The organism is Algoriphagus sp. NF (genome assembly GCF_028823735.1).
Taxonomy (GTDB): Bacteria; Bacteroidota; Bacteroidia; order Cytophagales; family Cyclobacteriaceae; genus Algoriphagus; species Algoriphagus marincola.
The window spans coordinates 71,803-98,000 of record NZ_JAPEIB010000009.1; the positions used below are offsets into that span (position 1 = coordinate 71,803).

The 26,198-nt window shown below is 43.1% G+C and carries 18 protein-coding genes; 9 read left to right on the forward strand and 9 right to left on the reverse strand.

What is annotated here, in order from left to right:
• Positions 1-102: 102 nt before the first annotated feature.
• The 3 genes from OU792_RS06085 to uvrA form a co-directional block, all read right to left on the reverse strand.
• Positions 103-834 carry a LytR/AlgR family response regulator transcription factor gene (locus OU792_RS06085; protein ID WP_134199277.1) on the reverse strand — a complete coding sequence of 244 codons (732 nt, stop codon included), beginning with the start codon at positions 832-834 and terminating at the stop codon, positions 103-105.
• An 11-nt stretch (positions 835-845) separates the two neighbouring features.
• On the reverse strand, positions 846-1,904 hold the full coding sequence (locus OU792_RS06090; RefSeq protein ID WP_134199275.1) for a sensor histidine kinase: 1,059 nt from the start codon (positions 1,902-1,904) through the stop codon (positions 846-848).
• Between the two features lie 81 nt (positions 1,905-1,985).
• Entirely contained in the window at positions 1,986-4,817 is a 2,832-nt protein-coding gene (gene uvrA, locus OU792_RS06095) for an excinuclease ABC subunit UvrA (protein WP_274669743.1), read from the reverse strand.
• A 416-nt stretch (positions 4,818-5,233) separates the two neighbouring features.
• Here uvrA and OU792_RS06100 point away from each other — a divergent pair, with 416 nt between their 5' ends.
• From OU792_RS06100 to OU792_RS06125, 6 genes are all read left to right on the forward strand, one after another.
• Entirely contained in the window at positions 5,234-5,815 is a 582-nt protein-coding gene (locus tag OU792_RS06100; protein ID WP_134199272.1) for a YceI family protein, read from the forward strand.
• A 19-nt stretch (positions 5,816-5,834) separates the two neighbouring features.
• Entirely contained in the window at positions 5,835-7,112 is a 1,278-nt protein-coding gene (locus OU792_RS06105) for a hypothetical protein (RefSeq protein ID WP_026946820.1), read from the forward strand.
• A gap of 75 nt (positions 7,113-7,187) precedes the next feature.
• Positions 7,188-7,778: a YceI family protein gene (locus OU792_RS06110; RefSeq protein ID WP_274669744.1), complete on the forward strand. Its 591-nt coding sequence runs from the start codon at positions 7,188-7,190 to the stop codon at positions 7,776-7,778.
• A 207-nt stretch (positions 7,779-7,985) separates the two neighbouring features.
• On the forward strand, positions 7,986-9,119 hold the full coding sequence (locus tag OU792_RS06115) for an efflux RND transporter periplasmic adaptor subunit (protein ID WP_274669745.1): 1,134 nt from the start codon (positions 7,986-7,988) through the stop codon (positions 9,117-9,119).
• Positions 9,120-9,123: 4 nt separating this feature from the next.
• Positions 9,124-12,282, forward strand: coding sequence for an efflux RND transporter permease subunit (locus OU792_RS06120; RefSeq protein ID WP_274669746.1), 3,159 nt, complete (start codon positions 9,124-9,126; stop codon positions 12,280-12,282).
• Positions 12,279-13,682 carry an efflux transporter outer membrane subunit gene (locus OU792_RS06125; protein ID WP_274669747.1) on the forward strand — a complete coding sequence of 468 codons (1,404 nt, stop codon included), beginning with the start codon at positions 12,279-12,281 and terminating at the stop codon, positions 13,680-13,682. The genes OU792_RS06120 and OU792_RS06125 overlap by 4 nt, the downstream gene beginning before the upstream one ends.
• On the opposite strand, the gene OU792_RS06130 is transcribed toward OU792_RS06125, so the two are convergent.
• The 5 genes from OU792_RS06130 to OU792_RS06150 all read right to left on the reverse strand — a co-directional run bounded on the left by OU792_RS06130 (position 13,683) and on the right by OU792_RS06150 (position 22,343).
• Positions 13,683-14,069 (reverse strand): VOC family protein, encoded by a 387-nt coding sequence (locus OU792_RS06130; RefSeq protein ID WP_274669748.1) that lies wholly within the window; start codon positions 14,067-14,069, stop codon positions 13,683-13,685. It lies immediately after the preceding gene.
• 13 nt (positions 14,070-14,082) lie between these two features.
• Positions 14,083-15,867: a M14 family metallopeptidase gene (locus tag OU792_RS06135; protein ID WP_274669749.1), complete on the reverse strand. Its 1,785-nt coding sequence runs from the start codon at positions 15,865-15,867 to the stop codon at positions 14,083-14,085.
• Between the two features lie 88 nt (positions 15,868-15,955).
• Complete coding sequence (glgP, locus tag OU792_RS06140; RefSeq protein ID WP_342453727.1) at positions 15,956-17,614, reverse strand: alpha-glucan family phosphorylase; 1,659 nt, start codon at positions 17,612-17,614, stop codon at positions 15,956-15,958.
• Between the two features lie 138 nt (positions 17,615-17,752).
• On the reverse strand, positions 17,753-19,402 hold the full coding sequence (locus OU792_RS06145; protein WP_134199255.1) for a carboxylesterase/lipase family protein: 1,650 nt from the start codon (positions 19,400-19,402) through the stop codon (positions 17,753-17,755).
• Between the two features lie 409 nt (positions 19,403-19,811).
• Positions 19,812-22,343 (reverse strand): M14 family metallopeptidase, encoded by a 2,532-nt coding sequence (locus OU792_RS06150; RefSeq protein ID WP_134199253.1) that lies wholly within the window; start codon positions 22,341-22,343, stop codon positions 19,812-19,814.
• Positions 22,344-22,499: 156 nt separating this feature from the next.
• Between OU792_RS06150 and OU792_RS06155 the strand changes: the two genes are divergently transcribed.
• From OU792_RS06155 to OU792_RS06165, 3 genes are read left to right on the forward strand one after another with little or no spacing between them, the layout of a single operon-like run.
• Positions 22,500-23,255 (forward strand): (Fe-S)-binding protein, encoded by a 756-nt coding sequence (locus OU792_RS06155; RefSeq protein WP_134199251.1) that lies wholly within the window; start codon positions 22,500-22,502, stop codon positions 23,253-23,255.
• Positions 23,252-24,613: a lactate utilization protein B gene (locus tag OU792_RS06160; protein ID WP_134199249.1), complete on the forward strand. Its 1,362-nt coding sequence runs from the start codon at positions 23,252-23,254 to the stop codon at positions 24,611-24,613. Before OU792_RS06155 ends, OU792_RS06160 begins: the two co-directional genes overlap by 4 nt.
• Positions 24,606-25,166: a LutC/YkgG family protein gene (locus OU792_RS06165; protein ID WP_134199247.1), complete on the forward strand. Its 561-nt coding sequence runs from the start codon at positions 24,606-24,608 to the stop codon at positions 25,164-25,166. Before OU792_RS06160 ends, OU792_RS06165 begins: the two co-directional genes overlap by 8 nt.
• Here OU792_RS06165 and OU792_RS06170 read toward each other — a convergent pair.
• Complete coding sequence (locus tag OU792_RS06170; RefSeq protein ID WP_274669751.1) at positions 25,158-26,108, reverse strand: hypothetical protein; 951 nt, start codon at positions 26,106-26,108, stop codon at positions 25,158-25,160. The genes OU792_RS06165 and OU792_RS06170 overlap by 9 nt on opposite strands.
• Positions 26,109-26,198: the final 90 nt, after the last annotated feature.

Consider the following 26,198-nt stretch of genomic DNA (forward strand, 5'->3'; position numbering starts at 1 on the left):
TAATGGACAAAAGGGTAATTAGATTAAAACGAAGTTTAATTTTTCACTAATTACAACATTTAATTTTGTAAATCAAATGCTTTTTTTTGCCTATGAAATATTTTAAAGACTCATCATCTCTTTGAATCGAGCTGCCTGACGTCTGCTCACCTCAATCCGATCTCCTCCTCTAAGGGTCACTACCAGTCCACCATTAAACCATGGCTCTATCCCTTCAACCCATCCCAGATTGATGATGTGCTTTCGGCTAGCTCTAAAAAACGACTTCTCATCCAAGCGCTCATCCAAGGCATTCAGGGACTTATGAATCATCGGCTTGAAATTGTCAAAGTATACTTTAATGTAGTTTCCGTCAGATTCGAATAGTCGGACGTTGGACAATCTGACAAACCAACAGCGATCTCCATCTTTAACAAAAACTTGATCTTCTAAGGTGAGTTTCTTTGATTGGTATGGATGAGGCTCAGTAGTGCTAGTAGCTCCTTCGATTTTACTACTCAACTTCGAAATCGCTTCTTCCAAGCGCTTTGGCTCAATGGGCTTGAGCAAATAATCCAATGCATTGACTTGGAAAGCCTTCAGCGCATACTCATCGTATGCAGTGGTGAATATCACATGTGGCACAGAATCGAGTTCTTCCAGCAAATCAAATCCGGTTTTTTCCGGCATCTGTATATCTAGAAAAATCACATCCGGCTGAAGGGATTCTATTTTCTCCTTGGCATCATCTACGTTGACCGCCTCTCCTACCACTTCGACAGATTCGAGTTGATTGAGTAGGTTGATCAGCTCCTTTCGTGCCAATCTTTCATCATCTATTACAATGGCTCTCATAATGTATGTGTTTATGTTTCGAAGGTAACTCTTTGTTTGGGTATTTTAATTTCAGTAATCACGAATTCATTTTCCGAATTGAATATTCGAAAACTGGCCCTGTCTCCATAGATCAGCTTCAATCGCTCCACTGTATTACTCAGACCATGGCCACCGCCGGCCTTGGGTTTTAGGCTGGGAGGAGTATGGAGATGGCCGCTATTTTTCACCTGAATATACAAATCATCTTCGAGACCTTCCCGGCACTTAATTTCGATCAGTCCACCTTTGACCAGATTAGAAATTCCATGCTTGATCGCATTTTCCACGATAGTCTGAAGCATCATAGGGGGTAATTTATAAGAATAGGCCTCATCCTCAATCTTATACACTACTTGTAGCCGCTCTTCAAAGCGAATCGACTCCAACATCAGATAATCTCTCACAGTATTGAGCTCATCCTCAAAATCGATCGTTTGCTTCTTGTCCATCATCAGCGAAAAGCGCAGGATATTGGATATTCGGGTGATGGCATTTTTGGCTTTATCCGGATCCTCATCTACCAGAGCCCTTACCGAATTGAGGGCATTGAAAATAAAATGTGGATTCAGCTGACTTTTGAGATGATTGAGGCGGATTTGGTTGATTCGAGCCTCATACTTCAGACTGGTGTTGTAATTGTCCAAAAAGTGAAACAAAAAGTAAAGCAAAAACCAAAGAGCATAGAAGAGAAATGCAATGAAAAGCCCGGCCAAAATCACCAGAACTTCAAAATCCTCTTCCGGATTGAGTGTGCCAAATACCAGATTGATAAGAATTTGAGCAATGATATTAACAAAGCTCAAGGCTAACATCGCCAGAACTGACTGAAGAATCAAGCGTGGAAATTTCAGTTGAAACCAATCATAGCGCTTGATGATAAATCGTAGAAAATGAGTGGCTAGCAAATTGAAAGCTGCCAACACCAAAAGACCCAAAATCTGCACAGGCCCAATTCCTGTGGGAGACAAAGACCCCAAAGCAATCTGCACCAGGGCTATACTACCCCAGCCGAGTATTTGCAACAACCAATATAATACGCTGCGATTCATCCAACTTCAAATATAAATGAAGCACATGAAGGGTCTTTTCATATTTTGATAAAAGGAAGAATCAACTGATTGTCTCCCTTATCAGAGATTTAACTCCTCCTTCAAGAATTTCCCTGTGTAGCTTTCAGGATGAGCAGCCACTTTTTCGGGGGTTCCTTCTACTAAAATACGACCACCCTGATCTCCACCTTCAGGTCCTAAATCCACGATGTAGTCCGCAACCTTGATCACATCCAGATTGTGCTCAATAATGAGCACAGTATTGCCCTTGTCCACCAACTTTTGAAGGACTTCCATCAACATTTCTATATCCTGAAAGTGCAAGCCAGTTGTGGGTTCGTCCAGGATATAAAAGGTCTTTCCGGTATCTTTTTTGGAAAGCTCCGTAGCTAATTTTACTCGCTGAGCTTCTCCCCCGGACAAAGTAGTCGCATGTTGGCCCAAAGTAATGTAACCCAAGCCTACATCTTTTAGGGTTTTGATTTTCCTGAGGATTTTTGGTTGATTCTCAAAAAACTCTACCGCCTGCTCTACCGTCATATCCAGCACATCTGCGATAGATTTGCCTTTGAATCGTACTTCCAAAGTCTCCCGGTTGTAGCGTTTTCCTTTACAAGTCTCACATGGGATATGCACGTCCGGCAAGAAGTCCATCTCGATCAATTTCATTCCGGCTCCTTCACAGTCTTCACATCGACCCCCTTTGACATTGAAAGAAAAACGACCGGGTTTGTAGCCTCTGATTTTCGCCTCAGGAAGCTCTGTAAAAAGCGTTCTGATGTCTGAGAAAACTCCCGTATATGTGGCAGGATTTGAACGAGGAGTACGTCCAATCGGCGATTGATCCACCTCGATTACCTTATCCAAATGTTCTAATCCCGCAATTTTCTTATAAGGCATCGGCTCTTTTTTGGAACTGTAAAATTCCTGTCGGAGAATTGGGTACAATGTTTCGTGGATCAATGTACTTTTCCCACTTCCTGACACTCCAGTAATCAGGGTCAAAGTCCCCAATGGAATATTCAAATCAATATTTTTGAGGTTGTTTCCTGAGGCACCGGTCAATTTTAGGGATTCGCCTTTTCCTTTTCTCCTTTGCTCTGGAATTGGCAGGCCTAGCTTTCCTTTGAGATAGTCAGCAGTCACTCCCCCTTGACTTAGGATTTCATCCGGATTTCCAGCTGCCACCACATGCCCTCCATGTCTTCCCGCGCCTGGTCCCATATCCAACACGAAATCTGATGCAAGCATCATATCTTTATCATGCTCTACTACAAGCACTGAATTTCCCAAGTCACGCAGACTTTGAAGGGCCTGAATGAGCTTGACATTATCCCGCTGATGGAGACCAATACTCGGTTCGTCAAGGATATACAATACTCCAACCAACTGTGTCCCGATCTGAGTCGCCAATCGAATTCGTTGCGCTTCTCCTCCTGAGAGGGTCTTCAATGGCCGATTCAGGGTAAGATAATCTAGACCCACATCCAGCAGGAAACCTATTCGCTTTCTAATTTCTTTGAGCACCTCGGTACCAATAACCTGTTGCTTTTCAGTCATTCGGCTTTCAACATCCGAAAACCATTCCCCCAAATCACGGATATTCAGCATCGCTAGCTGTCCGATATGGGTATTATCAATTTTGAAGTGCAGAGACTCCTTTTTGAGCCTGTAGCCCTCACAATCTGGACAAGTTCTTGTCACTGTAAATTCAGAAACCCAGTCTTGGATTTTCTCTGAACTGCCTTCCTGATGTTTCTGGAGAAAATTTACAATTCCCTCAAAGCTAGTATGCCATTTAGTCCCCGGATACTTTACCGAGTCCACGGCCACTTCTATCTGACTCCCATAGAGCAATACCTCAATAACTTTCTCAGGAAGCTTGGCAATGGGTGTGCTGATACTGCATTTATAATGCTTCAGGATAGCATCGATTTTTTTGAAAATCCAGATATCCCGGTACTCTCCCAAGGGGGCAATCCCTCCCCGGGTAATGCTTAGACTCGGATCCGGGATGATGCTTTCGCGGGTAATCTCCTCTGTAATACCCAAACCATTACAAGTGGGGCAAGCACCATAAGGGCTATTAAATGAAAATAGATTGGGAGCTGGTTCGTCATAGGAAAGCCCAGTTTCAGGATCCATCAGATATTTAGAAAAATGGTGGATATTCCCTTCTTCATCCCGCAACATCATCACTCCCTTTCCGTGCTGAAGGGCCGATTTAATTGACTGCGTAATACGAAATCGGTCCGATTCCTCTGCTATTATCCGGTCAATGACTATTTCAATGTCATGAATTTTATAACGATCCACTTGCATTTTGGGCACGACATCCATCACCACTCCGTCAACCCGGATTTTCGAAAATCCCATTTTGCGGATTTGCTCAAAAAGCTCCCGGTAATGCCCTTTTCTACCTTTCACAACAGGAGCCAAGAGGTAGAGTTTTTTTCCAGAAAAATTAGAAAACAACTGCTCAATAATCTGATCCTCCGTCTGCCGTACCATTTTATTCCCAGTCAGATAGGAGAAGGCCTCTCCGGCACGCGCGAAAAGCAATCGCATGAAATCATAGATCTCTGTCGTAGTTCCAACCGTCGAGCGTGGATTCTTAGAGGTTGTCTTTTGCTCAATGGCAATCACAGGTGAAAGCCCATTGATCTTATCCACGTCAGGCCGCTCCATTCCGCCCAAAAATGATCGGGCATAGGCAGAGAAACTTTCCAGATACCTTCTTTGCCCCTCAGAATAAATGGTATCAAAAGCCAGTGAACTCTTTCCACTACCACTCAGACCTGTGACTACGACCAGTTTATTCCGCGGGATTTTTATATCCAGATTTTTCAAATTGTGCTCTCGAGCACCAAAAATCTCTATAAATTCCTCTTGAGAGGCAGTGGTTTGACTCATAAATATGAATTGGGGATTAAAGCGCGAAGGTAATAAATAATTATGCCAATGGGGATTGACCTTAACTTAATGAGAACAAGGCAAAATATGGATTGGTTTAGATTTTTTTAATGAGCCTGGTCAGTTCTTTTAAGCTCAGAATTAAGACGAATAAATATAGTCAAGCCCAAAATTGATTTTTACACAATAACTGATTTTTAATTTTTAATTCGGTATAATAAGATATATCAGAATAAAGTATTTTTATCGGCTGCCTACCGCCTATTTTTCAAAACATAATTACGGGAAAGAATATGACCAATCACCCGGTCGCTTTGTGACAAAAGTCACTTTTATAGGCAACTCTTGTCACGAGTTAGGAATGATTGCCCCACTACTTTTGAATCATCCAATACGGAAACAAACCCTTTAATCTTATGAAGAAGATCAATACAAAAATCGCTTTAATGCTGACCCTGCTAGCAAGCTCGCTTGCCTCAGTAATTCAGGCTCAGCAGACCTTCAGTATCAGCGATGTCAAGGAGATGAAAGTCTCAGGTACTTCGACTCTACACGATTGGGACATGGTCGCAGAAACGGGAGTAGAAGGCCAAGCAATCATCAATTTGGCTGATAAGAAAATCGAAAGCATCCAATCTCTCTCCTTGAGCTTGAACTCTAAGGCCCTAAAAAGTGGAAAGTCTTCTATGGACAAAAATGCCTATGAAGCTATAAAGGCAGATGACTTCCCAAAAATCACTTTTGAACTTACTAAAGTGGAAGAGATGACTCCATCAACGATCAAGGCGAAGGGGAAACTCAATATTGCAGGAAACAGCCGAGACCTGACTATGACTGTCAATTATTCAGTGCAGGGCAGTAGTATTCTCTTCACCGGGAAGCAAGACATCACATTTGAACAATTTTCTCTTGAGCCTCCTACGGCGGTTTTCGGGACAATAAAAACAGGTAACGAACTCACTTTGAGTTTCCAAGCCATTTATTCTACAAAAAATTAACCCTTTAAATCTTTAAACTATGAAAAAGCTAATCTACGGACTATCTGCTGGGTTTATTGCCCTCACTGCCGTGACTACAGCCACCTTTGCTCAAGAAAGTGAATCTGACAAGCTTCAATACTTTAGAGCAAACGACAAAAGAGGTATCAATGTCTTCGAAACTCCAAAAGAGACAAACAGTACATTCGAAAAAGTAAAAGTTTTTGTCGGAGGAGACTTTGCCCTTCAATTCCAATCTATCAACCATTCCAATTCCTTAAATAACCTAGTGGACCTAGGCTCTAATGTAAACCTTCCCACTGCTAACCTCAATATCAATACGCAACTTGCTGACGGTGTCCGTTTACACCTTCGTACCTACCTATCTTCCAAACACCACAACGAGGCTTGGGTAAAGGGCGGTCACATGCAGATTGACAAACTTGACTTTATCAAGCCGGGATTCCTAGAGGGGCTCATGAGTGTAACCACACTTACCTTTGGTTTGGATGAATTTAACTACGGTGACGCACACTTCCGACGCTCAGACAATGCACGGGTAATATTCAACCCCTTCATCGGTAATTATATCATGGACGCATTCTCGACTGAGGCTTTTGGGGAAGTAACAGTCCAGAAAAATGGTTTCATCGGGGTCATTGGTCTAACCAACGGTAAGCTGAATCAAAGTGTAGTTGTCAATGACAATTCTGACAACAAGGTCTCTTTCTATGGAAAGTTGGGTTTTGACAAGCAATTCAACGAAGATGTACGATTCCGTCTGACAGGGTCTTGGTATCTAAACAATGGCACAACTACCGGTACATGGTTGTACGGTGGTGACCGAGCAGGCTCCAGATATTACAAGATAATGGAAGAGCTTAACGCTGAAAGAGTAAATGATTTCGAGGGACGTTTCAACCCACGATTCAGACAAATGTCAGCGATACAGTTCAACCCATTCCTTAAAGTCAAAGGTTTTGAATTCTTCGGTATTTACGAAATCGTCAGCAATTCCGAGGAACAAGGAAATGGCCAATTCACTCAGCTTGCAGGAGAAGCGCTATATCGATTTGGAGGAATGGAGCAATTCTATTTTGGAGCACGTTTGAATTCAGTGAATGGAAATATGAGTGAAGGTGCAATTGATACAAAAATAACCCGCACCAACATCGGTGGAGGTTGGTTTATGACCAACAATGTTTTGATCAAATTGGAATATGTCAATCAGCAGTATAAAGAAGGCTTTGCTGCTGACAGCAAATACAATGGTGGTGAATTTAAAGGAGTTAATTTAGAAGCAGCAATCAGCTTCTAATCTTCTCAAAATTTTATTTCCAAATCTAAAAGGCTGGCACTTCTCGGAGTGTCAGCCTTTCAAACCTCCAAAGAAATGAAAACGCTACTATTAATTTTAGTGAGCTTTTTATTTTCAATATCAAGCATTCCAAAAGAAAAAGAAGTCAATCAATGGCTTGTATCTTCCCAAAGCACAGTCAGCATTGAAGGTAATACCAATATCAATTCATTCGAGTGCCAATCCATGAATTATCATGGAAATGATATTCTCGAAGAAGAAATAATTCCCGGAGACAAGACTGCTACTTGGTCAGGAGAAGTCACACTCAGGTCCCAAAACTTTGACTGCTTTAATCGGATGATGACCAAGGACTTTCACAAAACCGTCAAGGCAGAAGAACACCCTGAAATCCAAGTAAGATTTTTGGATTTGAAAAGAGAGAATCTGAACACAGCAATGGAAAAACTAAGTGGAAATGTAGAAATCACACTTGCCGGAACCTGTCGTAGATTCCCCATTTCTTGTCAGCTTTCCACCAAGGAAAATGGCAAAACTTTCCTTCTAGGGGCTCAAGAAGTCACTTTCTCAGACTTTCAGCTTGACCCACCAATCAAATTCCTCGGTACAGTCAAAGTTGAAAACTCGATCAAGGTGAAGTTTGAATTAGTGTTGGAAAAAATCTGACCGACATATTCATTTAATCCATAAGGCCTGTCAATTTGAAAACTCATATCGGGATAAAAGGCTGAGTTTTGAGTCAAAATCACTTTCCTTAAATGAAAATGAATGCCTCTTAATTGAAAAACGCTTTCTGTTAGATAAAAAAAAGTCTTTTTCAATATTCCCATATTTTTTTTGCTAAATTTTGATTCTTTAAAATAACCTAGCACAATGAAGTATTTTCTAAAGTTAATTTTTGGACTTGCACTTCTCACAGCCTGTGGCGAAAAATCTGAAACACCAACTGCTGCACCCAGCCCCGAAATAAAGGTTGTCAAAATCAACTCTCAAAAAGTCCAAATTGAGAAGGATTTTGTAGCACAAGTCTATGGCAAACAAGATGTGCCAATCCGAACTCGCACGGAGGGATATCTAGAAGGAATTCATTTCAGCGAAGGTAAACTCGTCAAAAAAGGTGAACTCCTCTATACCATAGATCCTGACCAACTTCAGGAAGCAGTGAATGCCGCAAATAGCCAATTGGCAGAGGCCCAAGTGGCCCTTACTCAAGCAGAGAATGATTTGGCACGATATGAACCGCTCGCTGAGATCAATGCCATTTCTCAAAAAGATCTGGATGCTGCCATAGCAAAAAGAGATGCTGCAGAAGCTGCAGTGAATGCTGCCAAGGCCAATCTAAACTTCCAAAACATCCAATTGGGATATTCAAAAATCAAGTCTCCCATCGATGGACTGATAGGCAAAACCAACGCCAAGGTGGGGGAATTTGTCGGAAGAAGTCCCAACCCAGTCATCTTAAACACAGTATCCTTGATCGACTCTATTCGAGTAGAATTTTTCCTTGCCGAAAACGACTACTTAGCACTTTTCCGAGAATATCAGGAAGCCAGAAATCAACCCAAAGCAGATCTACCCTTACATTTAGTGCTCTCAGATGGAAGTGTTTTTGACCAAGAGGGCTATGTGGATTTTATCAACCGCGAAATTGACACCTCTACAGGCACTATCCTGATTCAAGCCTCTTTCCCCAATCCAGACCGATTGATTAGACCTGGCCAATTCGCTAGGGTAAGGGCTATCATCGAAGAAGTTGAAAATGGGGTAATTGTTCCTCAGCGCACAGTCAGCGAGTTTCAGGGAAGATTTTTTGTTTTCAAAATAGATAATGACAATGTAGTCTCACGTGATGAGGTAGTCATTACTGGAAAATACAGAGATTACTTTTTGATCGAATCGGGCGTACAGGATGGAGATCGAATTGTACTTGAAGGATTACAGCAAGTAAGAAACGGTATGACTATCGTTCCCGAGGAAGTGGAATTCATCTCTCAATTCAAGGACTGATAGTATGAATAAGCTAGAAGAGCAAAATCACATCTTTTTCGTACGTAGACCCATTGTCGCTATAGTCATTGCCCTATTTATGGTCATCATAGGAGGGATCTCGATTTTGGGGCTGGCTATTGAGCAGTACCCGGCCATTACTCCTCCTGTAGTCAGAGTGAGTACAGCCTTTACTGGAGCAAATGCAATCAGTGTCGAGCAATCGGTAGCCTCTCCCTTGGAACAAGAGATGAATGGGGTGGAAAACATGCTCTACATGAAATCCACCAATGCAAATGATGGGTCACTCGCTTTGGATGTCACCTTTGACTTGGGCACCGATCCGGATATGAATACGGTCTTCACGCAGACCAGAGCAGCCGCAGCCACACCCAAACTCCCGGAAGAAGTCAAACGTATTGGTGTCAAAACCCAAAAGTCAATGCCAAACATTTTGATGTTGATTGCATTGACTTCTCCAGACGGAACTTATGACCAAGCTTTTTTAGGAAATTACGGGTTGATCAATGTTCAAGATAAACTGGCCAGAATACGAGGGGTAGGCCGGGTACAGGTCTTGGGTTCTAGTGACTATTCAATGCGAATCTGGGTCAAACCGGACCGCCTTGCAAGATTAGGAATCACTGTTCCGGAGATCATGAATGCAATACGCCAGCAAAGTGTTGTAGCCCCGGGAGGAAAATTTGGAGCCGAACCTGCACCCGAGGGAACGGAATTTACCTACACAGTCAGATTGCCTGATCGCCTGGTTTCTGAAGAGCAGTTTGGGAATGTCGTCATTCGATCCGAGGATGACGGAAGCCAAGTCAAAATCAAAGATATTGCACGAGTGGAATTAGGTGTGGAGTCCTACAATGCCTTCACCAGACTGAACGGAAAAGAGAGTGCAATCGTGGCAGTTTATCAGTCTCCCGGATCCAATGCAGTAGAACTTGCCGAACAGATTATCAGTACCATGGAGGAGTTGAAACTCAACTTTCCTGAAGGAATTGACTATCAAATTTCACTTGATTCCACCGCACCGATCACCGCCGGTATCGCAGAAATCATCGAAACTTTTATCATTGCGCTTGTTTTGGTTATTCTGGTAGTTTTCCTTTTCATCCAAGATTGGAGAGCAACGCTGATTCCGACCTTGGCGATCCCAGTTTCCTTGGTAGCAGCCTTTATGGTTTTTCCACTATTGGGTTTTTCCATCAATACACTTTCCCTCCTAGGATTAGTATTAGCGATTGGAATAGTCGTCGATGATGCGATTGTGGTCGTGGAAGCAGTGCAGGTAAATATGCAGAAAGGAATGAATCCTAAAGATGCAACCACTGCTGCCATGAAGGAGGTAAGTGCTCCGGTAATAGCGACTACTTTGGTAATGGTAGCTGTATTCGTTCCCGTGGCAGCCATGGCAGGTATCACCGGCAAACTTTACCAACAATTCGCCATTACCATTGCCATTTCGGTTGTTTTCTCCTCCATCAATGCCTTGAGTCTTAGCCCTGCGCTTTGTGCTCTTTTGCTTAAAGATTCGCCTGGACCCAAGAAAGGATTTTTCGGGAAGTTCAATCGCTGGTTTGACACCAATACTGATCGGTATACGGGAGTGGCGAAGTTTTTCGCAGGAAAACTCAAACGTGGAGCGGCCTATGTCATAATTACGCTGATAGCAGCGGGTATTTTTGCCAAAATGGTTCCCGGAGGCTTCCTGCCTGAAGAAGATCAGGGATATTTATTCGTTAACGTGCAGCTCCCCAATGCATCCTCCATGCAGCGAACAGATGAGGTCATGCGGAAGGTAGAAGAAATCGTCATGGCCCAAGAAGAAACAGAGTTTGCTACCGGCCTTTCAGGCTTTAGTCTACTAGCTGGTAGCTATATCCCAAATACGGGATTTATGTTTGTGACCTTGAAAAACTGGGATGATCGTGAAGCTACCGCCGCTGATATGATGGCCCGCCTGAACAGAATTTTTACTTCTGAGATTAAATCCGGACAAGTTGTATGCTTCGGACCTCCGGCAATCCCTGGACTGGGTAATGGATCTGGTTTTAGTATCATGATTCAAGACAAGGAAGGAAAAGATCCGGCTTATTTGGCCCAGCACACCTATGCATTTATCGAGGCGGCGCAAAAACGGCCCGAAATCGCATCAGCCTTCACTACCTATCAAGCAACAGTTCCACAGCGATTTATAGAAATTGATGAAGAAAAAGTCCTCAAAGCAGGACTTCAGCTCGCGGACGTGTATAATACTTTTGCCGCTTATCTAGGAGGAGCTTATGTCAATGATTTCAATCGCTTCGGAAGACTTTACAAGGCATACATTCAGGCAGAACCAGAGTATCGTCAAGGGGAGGAAGGTCTTGAATTCTTCTACATCAAAAACGCTAAGGGTCAATCGGTCCCGATTTCAAGCTTTGTGACCGTTAAACCTATTTCAGGACCTGATTACACCAATCGATTTAATTTGTATCGTTCAGCAGAGGTCACGGGCGGGCCTGCTCCAGGGTTTTCCTCCACTCAAGCACTTGATGCGCTGGAAGAGGTGGCCGAAGAAGTTCTGCCTGATGATATGACCTACAGTTGGAATGCCATGAGTTACCAAGAGCGTGCAGCATCGGGACAAGCAGGAATTGTCTTTGCCTTCTCCCTTTTCTTTGTGTTTTTGATTTTGGCTGCCCAATACGAGTCTTGGTCTATGCCATTCGCGATTTTGCTGGGGACGCCATTTGCATTATTTGGAGCATTCCTATTTCTCTATCTGGCGAGACTATTCGATGAGCTTTATTTGAATAATATTTTCGCACAAATTTCCCTAGTCATGTTGATTGCAATGGCGGCGAAAAATGCCATCCTTATTGTCGAATTTGCCAAAATCAAATTTGATGAGGGGCTAAGCCTATTTGAGGCAGCGGTTGAAGCGGCTCGACTTCGATTCAGACCAATTTTGATGACCGTATTTTCCTTTATTCTTGGAGTCTTGCCGTTGATCCTGGCTAGTGGATCTGGAGCTATTGCCAGAAAAGTGATGGGAATGGCTTTATTAGGAGGTATCGGAGTTGCTACCTTTTTGGGCTTGTTTTTATATCCTATGCTTTTTGTCTTGGTAGGAAAATTAGCCCGCTATGAAGAAAAACGTGATTTGGCACTAAAATCAACTGAGAAATGAATCGGATTTTAGGATTGATAGTAATAGTTGGCATTTTCTGGTCTTGTAAATCAGGACAGAATTACCAAGGAGCCGAAGTATTGACTTATGAAACGTATCGAACGGATGAACTGGATCGAAATTTGGATTCGATTCTTGTAAATGTGGATACACTTCAAATAGATTCCGCCGTAAATGTGGAGTGGTTTGATGTTTTTCCGGATGAAGTTTTACAGGATTTGATCCAAAAAGCTCTGGAAAATAATCAGGATTTGAAAATCGCAGCTGAAAACATTCAACAGGCGCAGGCATCCCTCGTCATTCAGCGATCCCAAATGCTTCCAGCCATCGGATATTCAGGAGCTGCCCAAAGAGGTAATTTCGCAGGATTTGATTTGGGTACAACCACCAACATTTTCAGCGGCTTCGGTTCGGTAAACTGGGAAATAGATTTTTGGGGAAAATATCGACGATTAAATGAGGCAGCCAAAGCTAACATTTTGGCATCCGAGGAAGGTTACCGGGCTGTCAAGCTAAGTCTAATCAATACCGTAGCGACCACCTATTTCCAACTTTTGGAGTACAAATTACGACTGGAAATTTCCGAGCAGACGCTGACCCTACGAGATAGCATGCTCAACATCATCGAGGAGCGATTTGACAAAGGAATCATCGCAGAAATAGATTTAAATCAAGCACAAATTCAGGAGGCCATTGCAGCAGGAAGTATTCCGATTTGGGAGCGATTGATCGTTTCTTCCGAAAACCTTCTCAGCCGATTAGTTGGTGAGCTACCCGATTCCAAAACCATCGGAATCAAGCTTTTAGATCAGCCAGAAGACATCCCTTTCCCCGTAATTCTGCCTGGCGAACTACTTGTGCGAAGGCCTGACATATTGATTGCGGAGCAAGACCTAATTGCATCCAATGCTCTGATAGGAGCTGCCAAGGCTAGCCTACTGCCAAATATTTCACTATCCGGGCTACTCGGAGTAGCGGGCTCCCAGTTTTCTTCTTTGGGAAGTGGTGGAGCATCTTGGAATGTGGGAGCTAGCATTCTCGGGCCATTATTCAATTGGGGGGCTTTGCAACGGCAAGTAGACATAGAAGAAAGTCGGACAAGACAGGCAATTCTGAATTATGAGCGAACCGTCCTCAGCGCCTATGAAGAGGTTGAAAATATTCTGTATTCCATAGAATCCCTCAAAAAAGAACTGATCGCTCGACAAGCTCATGTGGATGCAGCTGTCAAAGCCCAGTTTCTCTCCCAAGAGCGATATAATCAGGGTGTAACATCCTATTTGGAGTACTTGGAGTCACAGCGTCAGGCATTTGACGCACAGTTGAATTGGGCTGGAACCAAGCAGCAATTGCTTACTGCTTATTCAAACTTATATGCGGCACTCGGGGGAGGCTGGTAATCACACGGTCAACTCCACCCAATTTCCTTCAGGATCTTCAATAACGCTTTCGTAGTAGCCATCACCGGTCCGCCGAGGTTCGCCTAGGATTTTGACACCGGCAGATCGTAGCTTTTCCGTTAATTGATCAACTGCCTTTTCAGAACCTACAGAAATCGCAATATGTGCCAGACCCAATCTTTTCCCTCTTGGGCCACTTGCATCTTCTACATCATCCTGCTGCATAAGCTCCAACCTAGCTCCTTCTTCACCTGAAAGGAAATAGGATGAAAAACCTCGCTTAGAGTTATGATAGCGTTCACCTGCTTTGAAGTCAAATTGCTGGCAATAAAAACGCTTCATAGCCTCCAGATCTTTCACCCAAATAGCCAAGTGTTCGATTTTCATATTCCGAGTTCAATTACCATTCTCTACCCACCGGAATGACCTTCCAGTTTTGATCGAAATAAGGAGTCTTTTCATAAAACCAACGATAAATCCTTCTTGGGTTCTGAGCAAACTCAGGTTCTGCTTCTTTTTTTGCTTCAAATTCTGCTTTTAAGGCAGAATCTTCCTGAAGCATCTTTGCAATCATTGGCTCCATGATGTAAGTTTCCATGTATTCGGTTTGTGAAAAAATCGAATTGAAGTATCCCCACTGGAAAAAGCTGTCCACAGACTCAGGCTCTAAAAGGATTACGATCAACTCACCCAAATCTTGATCTGTTTTAACTCGAACCGAGCCTGGAAGGAAGGTTTGGGTCCGATAAAGTTTTTCCGAACCGAAATCCTGCACCCGCATCAAGCCTTCATAGGGCTGAGCAACCATTTTGAACTCTGTCACCTTGGAATATTCCAATTTCAGCTCTTTTGCCTCGGTAAGGGTTTCCATTTCAACACCGTGAATCTGTAGCTTTTCGATTACTTCACCCCATTCGGAAGAAATCCAATAGGCCTTGGGAATAGGTACAGTTTGTACCGGTACATCCATCAAAAGTGAGGGTACTTGCTGACTGATCGCTTTTCCTTCCCAAACGACATATTCCCCGCCCGTGATCTCTGACTTCTCTCTTCTTGAAGCCACTCCTTTGAAGTCCATGGTATCTGCCGGTGCATCCCGGAATTTGAATTTAACAGCCAAGGACTCTTTGGCCTGGTTTTGATCTTTTTCGATTGCCTGCTGAACTGCCTCGAAATGTAAAGCCATGGTTTTGATGGCTTGTTCCATAAATACATAAGTACCTAAAACACGCTGCCGGAAGGGCTTGAGCGAATGGTTTTCTATCAAAATGGAGGGCAAATGCCTGACATCCCCATAGGTATGGGAAAAGCGTGGACTAAAGGAAAAAGCAACATTCCCAGCAGAGAAATCTCTTCCGTTTGCTGCAAAAAGCAAAGGGCCAGGAATGTGTCCCCAATCTTCAAGTGCTTGATCCACTTCGGGCTGAAAGGTATTTGCCAAAAACTCACTGACTGCCGGAGAATAGCCACCGGTTTTGACGTAGCCGTAGGTAATATCGTATTGGTAATCGGCCCCGTCTGTCACGTGCACATCTACATACAGATCAGGCTGATACTCATTGATGACTTCTACTACTGCCCGAACTCCTGCTGTTTCGATTTTTGAAAAATCTCGGTTCAAGTTCAAATTTTGAGCATTGGTCCGCCACCCCATTTCAGCAGGGCCCCGCTGATTGACGCGTCCAAAAGGACTTCTGCGCTCATGACCATCGACATTCAAGATTGGAATGAAAAGAATATCTGCCAATTCGAGTAAGTCTCCCTTATCTCCATGAACGATATCCCTCAGCAACATCATCCCTGCATCTTTTCCGTCGATTTCCCCAGCATGAATCCCTCCATGGAAGAAGATCAAAGGCTTCTCACTAGCTTTAAGACTAGCTCCATCAAAACGTTGAGAAGCTGAGGCAACAAGCATCCATATATCTCGTCCTTGCTCACTTTTACCCAGACTTTTCAATTGAAGCAAGGGACTTGAGTCAGCCAGTTTTTTGATCCACTGATAGGTTTCTTCGTATGTTGGTGACTCTGTCAAATTACTGAGTTCACCGGGAGTGATCCATGGGTTGGATTTTTCGACAAGAAGAGTTTCAGATTTTCCGTTCCAAGGAATCAATGGAGGCATTATCTCCTGAGCTATGGAAACTATGGGAAATAGAAATACTAGGAGCAGGATCTTTTTCATAAAACGTTCAGCTTTGAGAAGCAAAATAAAAGCTCAAACCGGAATATCCGATTTGAGCTTGATAGATTGGTCAAAATACTTTTTTAAATCAACTTTTGTAAAGTACCTCGTAATATTCCTTGGCCATACGATTGCTTTCAAAAAAGCCGATGACATCTTTCATTCCCTTCTGAACAATTCCTCTCCACTGATCAGGCTGATCATAATAGGTAGGAAGAATCTCATTTTCTAACACCTCATAAAGCTTTTCCAAATCATACTCATCCTGATCTTCCACATGCATGGTATTATAATTAGCTGGAGGAACGATAAAGCTGTTTTTCCCATGCTCAGCAAACTCACAAATCCATCCATCAAAGGTGGAGAAATTTACTCCACCATTCATGGATGCGGTCATTCCTGAGGTGCCAGAAGCCTCCCGTGGTACTCGGGGATTATTCAGCCAGATATCTGAGGCTTGTTTCAATCGCTTACTAAGCGTCAATTCATAGCCCGTGCAAACTGCCATATTAGGGTACTGTTTACTCAGATGAACGAGTTGATTAAATACCGAGATCGCATTGTAATCAAGTGGATAGGGCTTACCAGCCCAAATAATTTGAATCGGGTATTTTGAGTTTCGCATTAATGCGTCGAATCTTCTGATATCCCTTGTGATAAGCTCTGCCCGCTTGTAAGTAGCAAACCTTCTTGCCCAAACAATGGTGAGTACTTTAGGGTCAAGTAATTTCCCGGTCTGATCGGCCACGATTTCAAAAGCCCGCTTTTTCAAGTACCACTTTCTATCATCGAAGCCTTCCTGATCCTCCTGATCCATAAATCGGTACAATTGCTTATCGGACCAGTATTTGAAGTTTTGGGAATTGGTGATATGTGTGATTTCAGGAATATTCGGATAGTTTCTCCACATTTCCCGGCTTACCTCTCCGTGTAATTTAGACACACCATTGGCCTTTCTCGCAAAGCGCAAAGCTGCAAGACTATGATTGAAAGTATCACCTGTAAAGCCAACTATCTCTCGTACTTCGTCAGGAGAGTATCCATTGAAAAAGCTCATTTTATTCAATAAATGAATATCATGTTTTTCATTACCCGCTTCTTCTGGTGTGTGGGTAGTGAAAACCAATCGCTTTTGAACATCCTCTTTGCTACCAAACTTGCGCATCAAATGAAAAACTGAGCTTACGCCATGAGCTTCATTCAAATGATAGACATCAGGATTGAAATTGAGTTCATCCAGCAATTTGGCTCCTCCGATCCCAAGTAGCAGACATTGGGCTACTTTGGCGGCTGTATCAGAGTCGTATAGCTTATGCGTGATGGTTTGACTGAGGTAGTCATTTTCAGGCAAATCTGTACTGAGCAGAAATAGAGGAGCCGAGTTAAAAGTCTCAGGGGCAAGATACCAAGCCTTTACCCATACCGGTACGTCGTGAACAGTCACCCGAAACTTAATTCCGGTATCTTCCAAGAAGCTGTAGGTCTTTTCATACCACTCAGGCTTGAGGGTTTGATCTTGATTTCGAGTTTGATCGTAATAGCCATATTTCCAAAGAATCCCTATTCCGATCAGATTTTGCCCCAATTCGTAAGCACTTCGTAGATGGGAGCCGGAAAGAAAACCCAAACCGCCGGAATAAATCTTTAGCGGCTGATGTACGGCAAACTCCATGGAGAAGTAAGCTACTTTTTGAGTGTATTCAGGAGCGATTTGATAAGGAACGCTATAATTTTTAAAATCAGTCATAATCATTCATTTGAGAGCGCCTAATTTATGGGAAAAGCAATGGGAAATAAGGCCCAGAAGGATAAAAATTCAAGGAAAAATTTTGGAAACCGTTTGAAATAAAAATGCTGCCCTTTTGAAGAGCAGCATTCTATTGAATTAGGCCATCAAAGCCGCTAAACCATTTCCATCAGGTTTGTTTTTGACCTGACAGGAATCATTGAGTATTAGCGTTTCTGCATTAATTGCTGAGAATTTTGGCCAATCTGGAAGACTAGGTACATTCGGATTTCCTGTGCGCATAAATGCCAAAAGTGAAGCACTCATTTTATCCGCGAGAGCACGAGGTCTCGCACCTCCACCTGTATGCGTGTACATGCGGTCCGTATTCTTAAACCAGAAGCAAATGTCGATACAGTGAAATGCCTTCATTCTGCCATCGTACAGATTGGGCTCCCAGCCAAACCAAGCCAAATAAACGGGGGCACTTTGTTTGGCTTTTGCTGTAGAAGTATTGATCGCGCCCTGACGATTGGATAAGATCATCGCCCAAAGATCAGCCGGGGAGACACTGGGGAAATCCTTTTCATAGGCTGAATAAACCATTTCGGCCTTATCTCCAAACCGTCCTTTCAATTGATCGATGACACCTAGTCGATCGATTTTTTCTAATTCAGCATTGGTTCGGGTCGGGTTCCATTCATGAAATGTCGTACAAACCATCAAAGGCATATCGGATGCATGAGGGGAAGTCTCGCTAAAAAACTCTCCCTTCGGGATATGAATATCGTCAGCCACAGGACCAAACCCACCCCTGAAACCTGGTTGAGGAAATTCTTTTCGCATGCGCTCCAATGCCACATAAGCCACATCCAAATACTCCCTCCAGCTCAACTCCTGAAGTTGATCGATGGTTTGAGGAGTCAAGTTAGCTGCCTCCATCACATACTTTCCGAGGTTTTGAGCATATTCTTTATCATTCGCGGTAAGCATGCTTCCACTCAGCGCTACACCCTTGTGAACGATCCCTTTTGAGGCAGGCATCGCCATAGCGCAGGTTACTTTTGCACCTCCTCCAGACTGTCCCATGATGGTAACATTGTTTGGATCTCCTCCAAAGTTGGAAATATTGTCCCGGACCCATTCCAAAGCAGCGATAATATCCAGCATGCCGACATTACCGGAATCCTTGTATTTCTCCCCTCCTACACCCGAAAGATCCGTAAATCCAATCGGACCCAATCGATGATTGATGGAGACAAAGACTACATCCCCTTGCTGTGCAAAATTCTCACCATGGTAGCCGTCCTGTTCGATGCCATTTCCATTTGTGAAGCCTCCACCGTGTAGCCAAACCATGACTGGTCTTCGCTTTCCGTCCAAACTAGGAGTCCAAACATTGAGCTTAAGGCAATCCTCGCTGACATCATCGTAATTCCAATGATCCGCAAAAGAATAATGCACATTGGCGTAGCGGTTATCCATAATCTGCGGAGCGGTATTCCCCCACCAAATTGTGGGTTTTACATCAGTCCAGGGTTCTGGCTTTTTAGGAGCCATAAAACGGTTTTTCCCTGAGGTATCTGCTCCGTATGGAACGCCTAAAAAAGTGTAAGTACTGTTGAGGATATAGCCGCGAACTTTACCATTACTGGTATCTGCGATCGCAATATTGTCTCCGATTTGGAGAAATTGCTCATCAGAATTTGGAGCACTTTCCTTTGCAAAAGCTTGGGAAGAAAAAGGAACGGATGCAGCTAGTGTGCCAACACCCACTTTTTTGAAGAATTCTCTTCTGTTTGATTTCATGGCAAAAGGGTTTAAAGGTTTATTGTTTCAGTATGACAAAATAGGGAAAGAAATTGAGAATATTTCATAAAAGATGAAGATTGTAATCAATAATAAAAGTTGAAATTCATTCTTATTCATTCTGGCTGGAAGCTAGAAGTTGGAAGAATGAAGTCTCCGAATTCTAAACCTTAAGGCTTATTTTGGATTATACACCTATTTTCCCAGCAGGAAAGCGGAAATACATAGAATAAAATTAACAGCCAGATAGGCCTATGACTTTTTGCACATCCATATGTGCAAAAAACCACAAAAAGTGCACAAATCAATGTGCAATTTTAATTTATTAGAGCGCCTTTTTTCCAAAAAAACCGACCCCGATAATCGGAGTCGGCCTCTTGCTACTTGATACCAGATACTTGCTACTAAATCACTGTCCTACCAAAAAAATCGCATTGCTCAGGACCAATTTACCGGATTCCCAGAAACCTCTGAAAATCGGATTGTCTACAAAATAAACGATCTCTCCACGGCCTTTTCGCTCGCTACCGATTGCCAGAGATTCGCCCATACTTGATTTGATTTTGTAGCCAATATATCCGGTACGGTAGGAGTCATTCGAAATGATTTTTCCGGCATTGACTCCTCGGTCCATGTAGGCAAAAATATTGGAGTTATTCTTCAGCGTGTAGTACTTTCCTCCCGTACCGTAGCCTAAAGGATGCGTCTCATCCATATCGACTTGATAAATCGCTCCAGCTGCTCCGCCGGAAATTGCCAGGCGCTCTCCTTCCAAATAAGGTTCCAAACGCTCCACCTTGGCTAAGGTATCAGCAGCTTTTTTTGCAGCTTTTTCCTCCTCATCAGTATCAAATGTTTTCAGGGCAAATCCTTCCTTATTCGCAAACAGATTAACTGCTCCATCAATGGCAATCAACTTACCACCCGCGCGAACCCACTCCAATACTCGTTCTTCTGCACTTTTGCTCAGTCCTCCACCCCAGGTAGATGGCATAATCAAGACGTCATAATCACTCAAATCATATCGGCCCAAATCACCCATTTCTAGATTTACAAGCGGATAGTCGAGTTCCTGCTCGAAGAAATGCCAGATTTCACCGTAATTGAGTGAAGAAGTACCATCACCACCAACCAAGGCAACTTTTGGAGCTTGGATCACCCGAATATTCGGCGAACCAAAATCCTTACCTTCTTCCATATATCCAGTCATGGTAGTCTCGAGCATCACACCAAAGCGGTTGGCAGTTTCAGCCACTTTTTTGTCAAAATCTGCTACATACTCATTCCCCCCTTTGGTAATCAAAAGTGTCCCTGCGGGAAAGCTTTTGCCCTCAGTTTTGAAGGCGTATTCAGGATATTTCACTCGGATTCCTTGTCTGAGAAGTGAGGCCAAAAATGCCGCATCTCGGGTTCCTTCCCATCGTGCGATATAGGCTACAGGAGTTTTCGAAACCGCAACATTTTTAAATTCTGCCTCCTCATATTCTCCTGAAGGATCTAAGCGGCTTTCCAAAGCATAAGCTTCGAGATTGTAAGCGTATGGAAGTGCCCAGGAAGTGATGTCATAGGTAATACTGTCATTCAACTGCGGATTGGGCTCAAAAAATACCTGAGTCAAAACTGATTTTGGCTGAAAGGCAGAAATGACGATATCATCTTCGTCGGTGGAAAAACTCACATTCTTACCACTTGAATATTCAAAGCCGCGAAGACCTGACTTACTTCCGGCCTTACCATATCGAATTCCATTTTTATCCAGAAGTGCCAATAATTTTGCCTTTTGGGCAGGGTTACTTTCGCCTTTGATTACAAAGCTTTTATACTTCCCGATCGGATTTGAAGAATTCTGCTCGAAATACTTCGAAAACTCGTCCAATAGCTTTTGGCTATTTTGGCTGGTAACTTCTACAGCAGACATGGCCGCGGTGTAGTGGCCTTCGATACGATAGCTCAAAGTGACTGTATCACCCACGGCATTAAATCCTCCTCGTCCGGCGCGTCCGCTTCCACCTTGCTCAATGGTCATTCCAATAGCACCATTGTACATCGGGTAGGTATCGCCATAGGATGGGTAAAGCAAATCAAAACGCTCTTTTGTGAAGTAGAAACGACCCATTTCATCAAAATACTTGGCCGTATTCTTTCCAAAAATATCCTGAAATTCATGCTGCCAGTCAGTCAATTGCTCATGCAAAGGCTCAGCAGCAGGTGCCATATAAAATGGATTATTGATTCCCTGCTCATGAAAATCCAGATGGAGTTGAGGCATCCATTGCTGATAGATTTTTAGTCTTTGTTGAGATTCCACTTGTACCTGCCATGCCCAGTCACGGTTGAGATCGAAGAGGTAGTGGTTTGCTCGACCACCCGGCCAAGGTTCATTATGCTCCATAGATTGCAAATCCGGCTGGAGGATGGTATTCATCTTTTGATTGTACCACATGGCATAGCGATCTCTACCGTCAGGGTTGATACAGGGATCGATGATCACGACCTGATTTTTGAGCCATTCCTGTGACTTTGCGTTAGTAGGGTCAGCTAAGGTATGAAAGGCAGAAATCGCTGCTTCCATTCCCACGGATTCATTTCCGTGAACATTGAAAGACATCCAGTTGATCGGAACAGCCGTGCTTGGAGTACCTTCCAGCATTCCTGTTCGCTTGAGATTGTCTTCCCTGATTTGTTCCAAATTGGCCATATTTTCAGGACTAGAAAGAATCGCAATAAAAAGCGGCCTTTTTTCATTGGTTTCCCCGTATTGAACGAGTTGGATATTGGGATTATTCGCAGCTACATGCTCGAAATAATCTACCATCCGATGATGCGGAGTGAATCGGTCACCGGGCTTGTAGCCAAGAAACTGCTCAGGGGTTTGGATTTGAGCGAAAGCTGCTCCAAGCCCAAAGGCTAGGAATAAAATAAGAAAGAGTGATTTTTTCATTTTTTGGATTCTTTGGCTTCGAAGTTAGGGTTAAAAAATCTTTTGGAAAACCAGAAATATAAATTCAGAACGCTATAGCCAATGAGTTTTGATGAAAAATCACTTTCTTGGATTGACTTGAATGAAAAATTCTAAATTCAAGCCTTTACAATATCGATGAAAAAAGAACCTAATATTGGCCTATTCATCCCCTGCTACGTGGATCAGTTTTATCCTCAAGTGGCCATTGCTACTTTGGAGCTTTTGGAAAAGCTAGGCTGTAAGGTAAGCTATCCATTGGGGCAAACATGCTGTGGACAGCCATTGGCTAATGCAGGATATGAGCGAGATACAGAAGGTTCAAGTCTTCACTTTATCCAACTTTTCGAAGAGTTTGATTACATCGTCGCCCCTTCCGGCAGTTGTGTTTTGCATGTGAAGGAGCATTTTCCCAAGCTCCCCGACATGGAGAAGGAGCAAAATCGGGTGCATGATCGGATTTATGAGTTAACCGAGTTCCTGACTGATATACTCAAAGTAGAAAAACTAAAAGGCTCCTTCCCCAAAAAAGTTGGTTTTCATTCCTCTTGCCATGGATTGCGGGGACTTCGTTTGGCTTCCTGCTCTGAGTTGAATATTCCTCATTTTAACAAAGCACAACAGCTATTGAAAAAGTTAGACGGATTGGAGTGGGTCGAGCTCAGTCGCAATGATGAATGCTGTGGATTTGGGGGGACCTTTGCCATTACCGAAGAAGCCTTATCTATCCAGATGGGAAAAGATCGCTTGGCCGATCATTTATCCCATGAGGTAGACGTTTTGACCGGCGGGGATTTGTCTTGCCTAATGCATTTGGAAGGCATAGCCAAGCGAGAGGGACAAAAAGTTGAATTTATGCATATCGCAGAAATCCTAAATCAAGCTATTCGATGAGCCATCCCAAAGCAGCCACTGAGTTTCTAAAGGATCAAGCCAATTCCCAATGGCATGACGAAACGCTTTGGATGGTCCGGGAAAAGCGGGACCTCATCAGCAAGACTATCCCGGAATGGGAAGAACTCAGAAATCTTGCCTCCCAAATCAAAGATAATGTCCTATCCAATCTTGATGTTTATTTAGAGAATTTTGAAGCAAATGCTCAAAAAAACGGCATAAAAGTTCATTGGGCCAAGGATGCGAAAGAGCACAATGAAATTGTACTGAGCATTCTTCAAGAGAAAAATTGCGAGGCTATTGTCAAAAGCAAGTCAATTTTGACCGAAGAATGCCATCTTAACCCCTATCTGGAAAAACAGGGTATTGAGGTCGTTGATACGGATCTAGGCGAGCGAATCGTTCAATTCCTTCAGCAGCCGCCTAGCCACATTGTTATGCCTGCTATTCACTTGAAGAAGCGGGATATTTCAGCCCTTTTCCACGAGAAGCTACATACTGAGAAGGGAAATGAGGACCCGACTTATCTGACCAATGCGGCAAGACTCCATTTGCGGGAGAAGTTCCTGGGAGCGAAAGTAGCCATCACCGGGGTGAATTTTGGCATTGCCGAGACAGGTGAATTCCTCGTTTGTACCAATGAAGGAAATGCGGACATGGGAGTTCATTTGGCTGATACCCATATCGCATGCATGGGCATTGAGAAGATCATTCCCCGAAGGAAAGACCTAGGGGTCTTCTTACGCCTTTTGGCTAGGTCGGCTACCGGACAGCCCATCACCAATTACAATTCACATTTTAGAAGTCCTGCCAAAGGGAAAGAGATCCACTTAGTCCTCGTGGATAATGGCCGAAGCAAACAATTGGCTAGGGAAAAGTTTAGAAATTCCCTCAAATGCATTCGATGTGGGGCTTGTATGAATACTTGTCCCATTTATCGCAGAAGCGGAGGATTTAGCTATGGCAGCACCGTCCCCGGCCCAATTGGATCTATTCTTTCGCCGGGATTAGACATGAAAAAATACAGCACCCTGCCTTTTGCCTCCACCCTTTGCGGAAGCTGCTCGGATGTCTGCCCAGTCAAAATCAATATTCACGAACAGCTCTATGAATGGCGACAGGAAATCACTAAACATCATGGAAAAGTAGGAAAAGGCCTTTCCATGAAATTAGCCAGTGGAATATTCAAAAGTCCATTAGCCTATCAATTTTCTGGATCTTTGATGCGAAAAGTAATCAAAAGCTTGCCAGAGAGCGTGATTTATAATCCGCTGAATATTTGGGGAAAAAGCCGAGACCTTCCCAAAGCTCCAAAGGAATCATTTCAAGACTGGTATAAACGAAATCGCCATGAGTAGTCGGGAAGAAATCTTGAATTCGATACGGGGTATTCAAAAAGAAAACAAAGCCTTACCCGATATCCCAAACTTTCAGCTAGAAGGTGATTTGGTAGAACTTTTTAAAAGTGCCATTGAGGCCAATAAAGGAGAAATCTTGAGCAAGAAGGAATTTGAAAACTGGATAGCAAGTACCAATTTTCAACACGTCATTTCCTGTTCGGAGCCTTTTCATACCTACGCTACGCAAGAGCTTCCTGACGATGCACATCAATTAGATCATCTTGAGTTGGCGATTTTGGATGCTCAGTTTGGAGTAGCTGAAAATGGAGCGATGTGGTTGGATGATTCTCAATTACCCCACCGAGCCCTTCCTTTTATCACCGAGCATTTGGTCTTGATTCTTTCGAAAGAAACCTTGGTCAGCAATATGCATCAGGCCTATGACCGAATAGACAGTGATCATTCTGGATTTGGACTATTTATCGCAGGGCCATCCAAGACTGCAGATATCGAACAATCATTGGTAATCGGAGCTCATGGTGCAAAAAGTCTGCTGGTGATCTTAGTATAAGGACTTCTGAAGCCAAGCAAAAAACTCCATACTCCAAGCTAAGGCGACATGCAGCGCCACACCTCCCCAAATACGCTTTGAATAAAAGGCAAATGCCCCGATAATGTAGCCCCCAAAGGCCGAAGAAATGCATTCTGCCATGGGCTTGCCAAAATGTAAGAAAACATAAGCCCCCACCATAGCCATCACTGCATTTCCTCCTAAAATTCTGGAAAAACCTATTACCAGAAAGCCCCTGAAGAAAAACTCAATATTCAGAAAATTGAGGCCATATAGCAGTTCGAAAAACAAAATGCTGACCCATTCCGGAATTCCATGTGCCTGTGCAAAAATATCTCCTCCTGACTTATCAAAGCGGGGATAATAGCGAGTCAGATCTCCAATAAAGGAAGCCAAACCTATTCCTACAAAGACAAGAAGGATCAAGAAAAGGTAAGGTCGAAAGTCAGAGCCTTTTACCTTTAATCCGTACCAAGATTTATGCGGATCCTGGGGATACTCATAAAATCGATAAAAGACCAACAAAGGAACCAAAGTGATAATATAGGACTTCAGGTACCAGAGTAATTTACCGATAAAAAGACGATCCGAAAGTTCAAATAAGTCCACAATTGTATAGTGTAAAAAGAAAGAACGCTGAAATCCAATCAGTAAAGTCGCCAGCAAAAACAGAAGCCAAAACTCTAAAGAGAAAAGCCATTTTCGGTTTAGATTAAATAAATAAAGCAGTCCACAAATGACCAAAAAAGGAAACATAGTGACAATGGACATCAATGGCCATTGAGCCCAGGTCTGATGAAATGAATCAATGAAGCTGTTTTCGAAGTCAAATCTATAATTGAGAAAAATCCCTAAGCCCAGAAAAAGTGTCACACTGAGATAAAACCCAAGATGGAAATGCTTTTGAAAGTAGTCTTGGAGGTATCGGATAAATTGGCTCATAGACCCTGAAATTTGTCTAGGGTATTTGTTTTATTAAATGCTTCCAGCAATTCAAATGTAAAAATTGATTCGGTAATTAGTTTTAAGGAA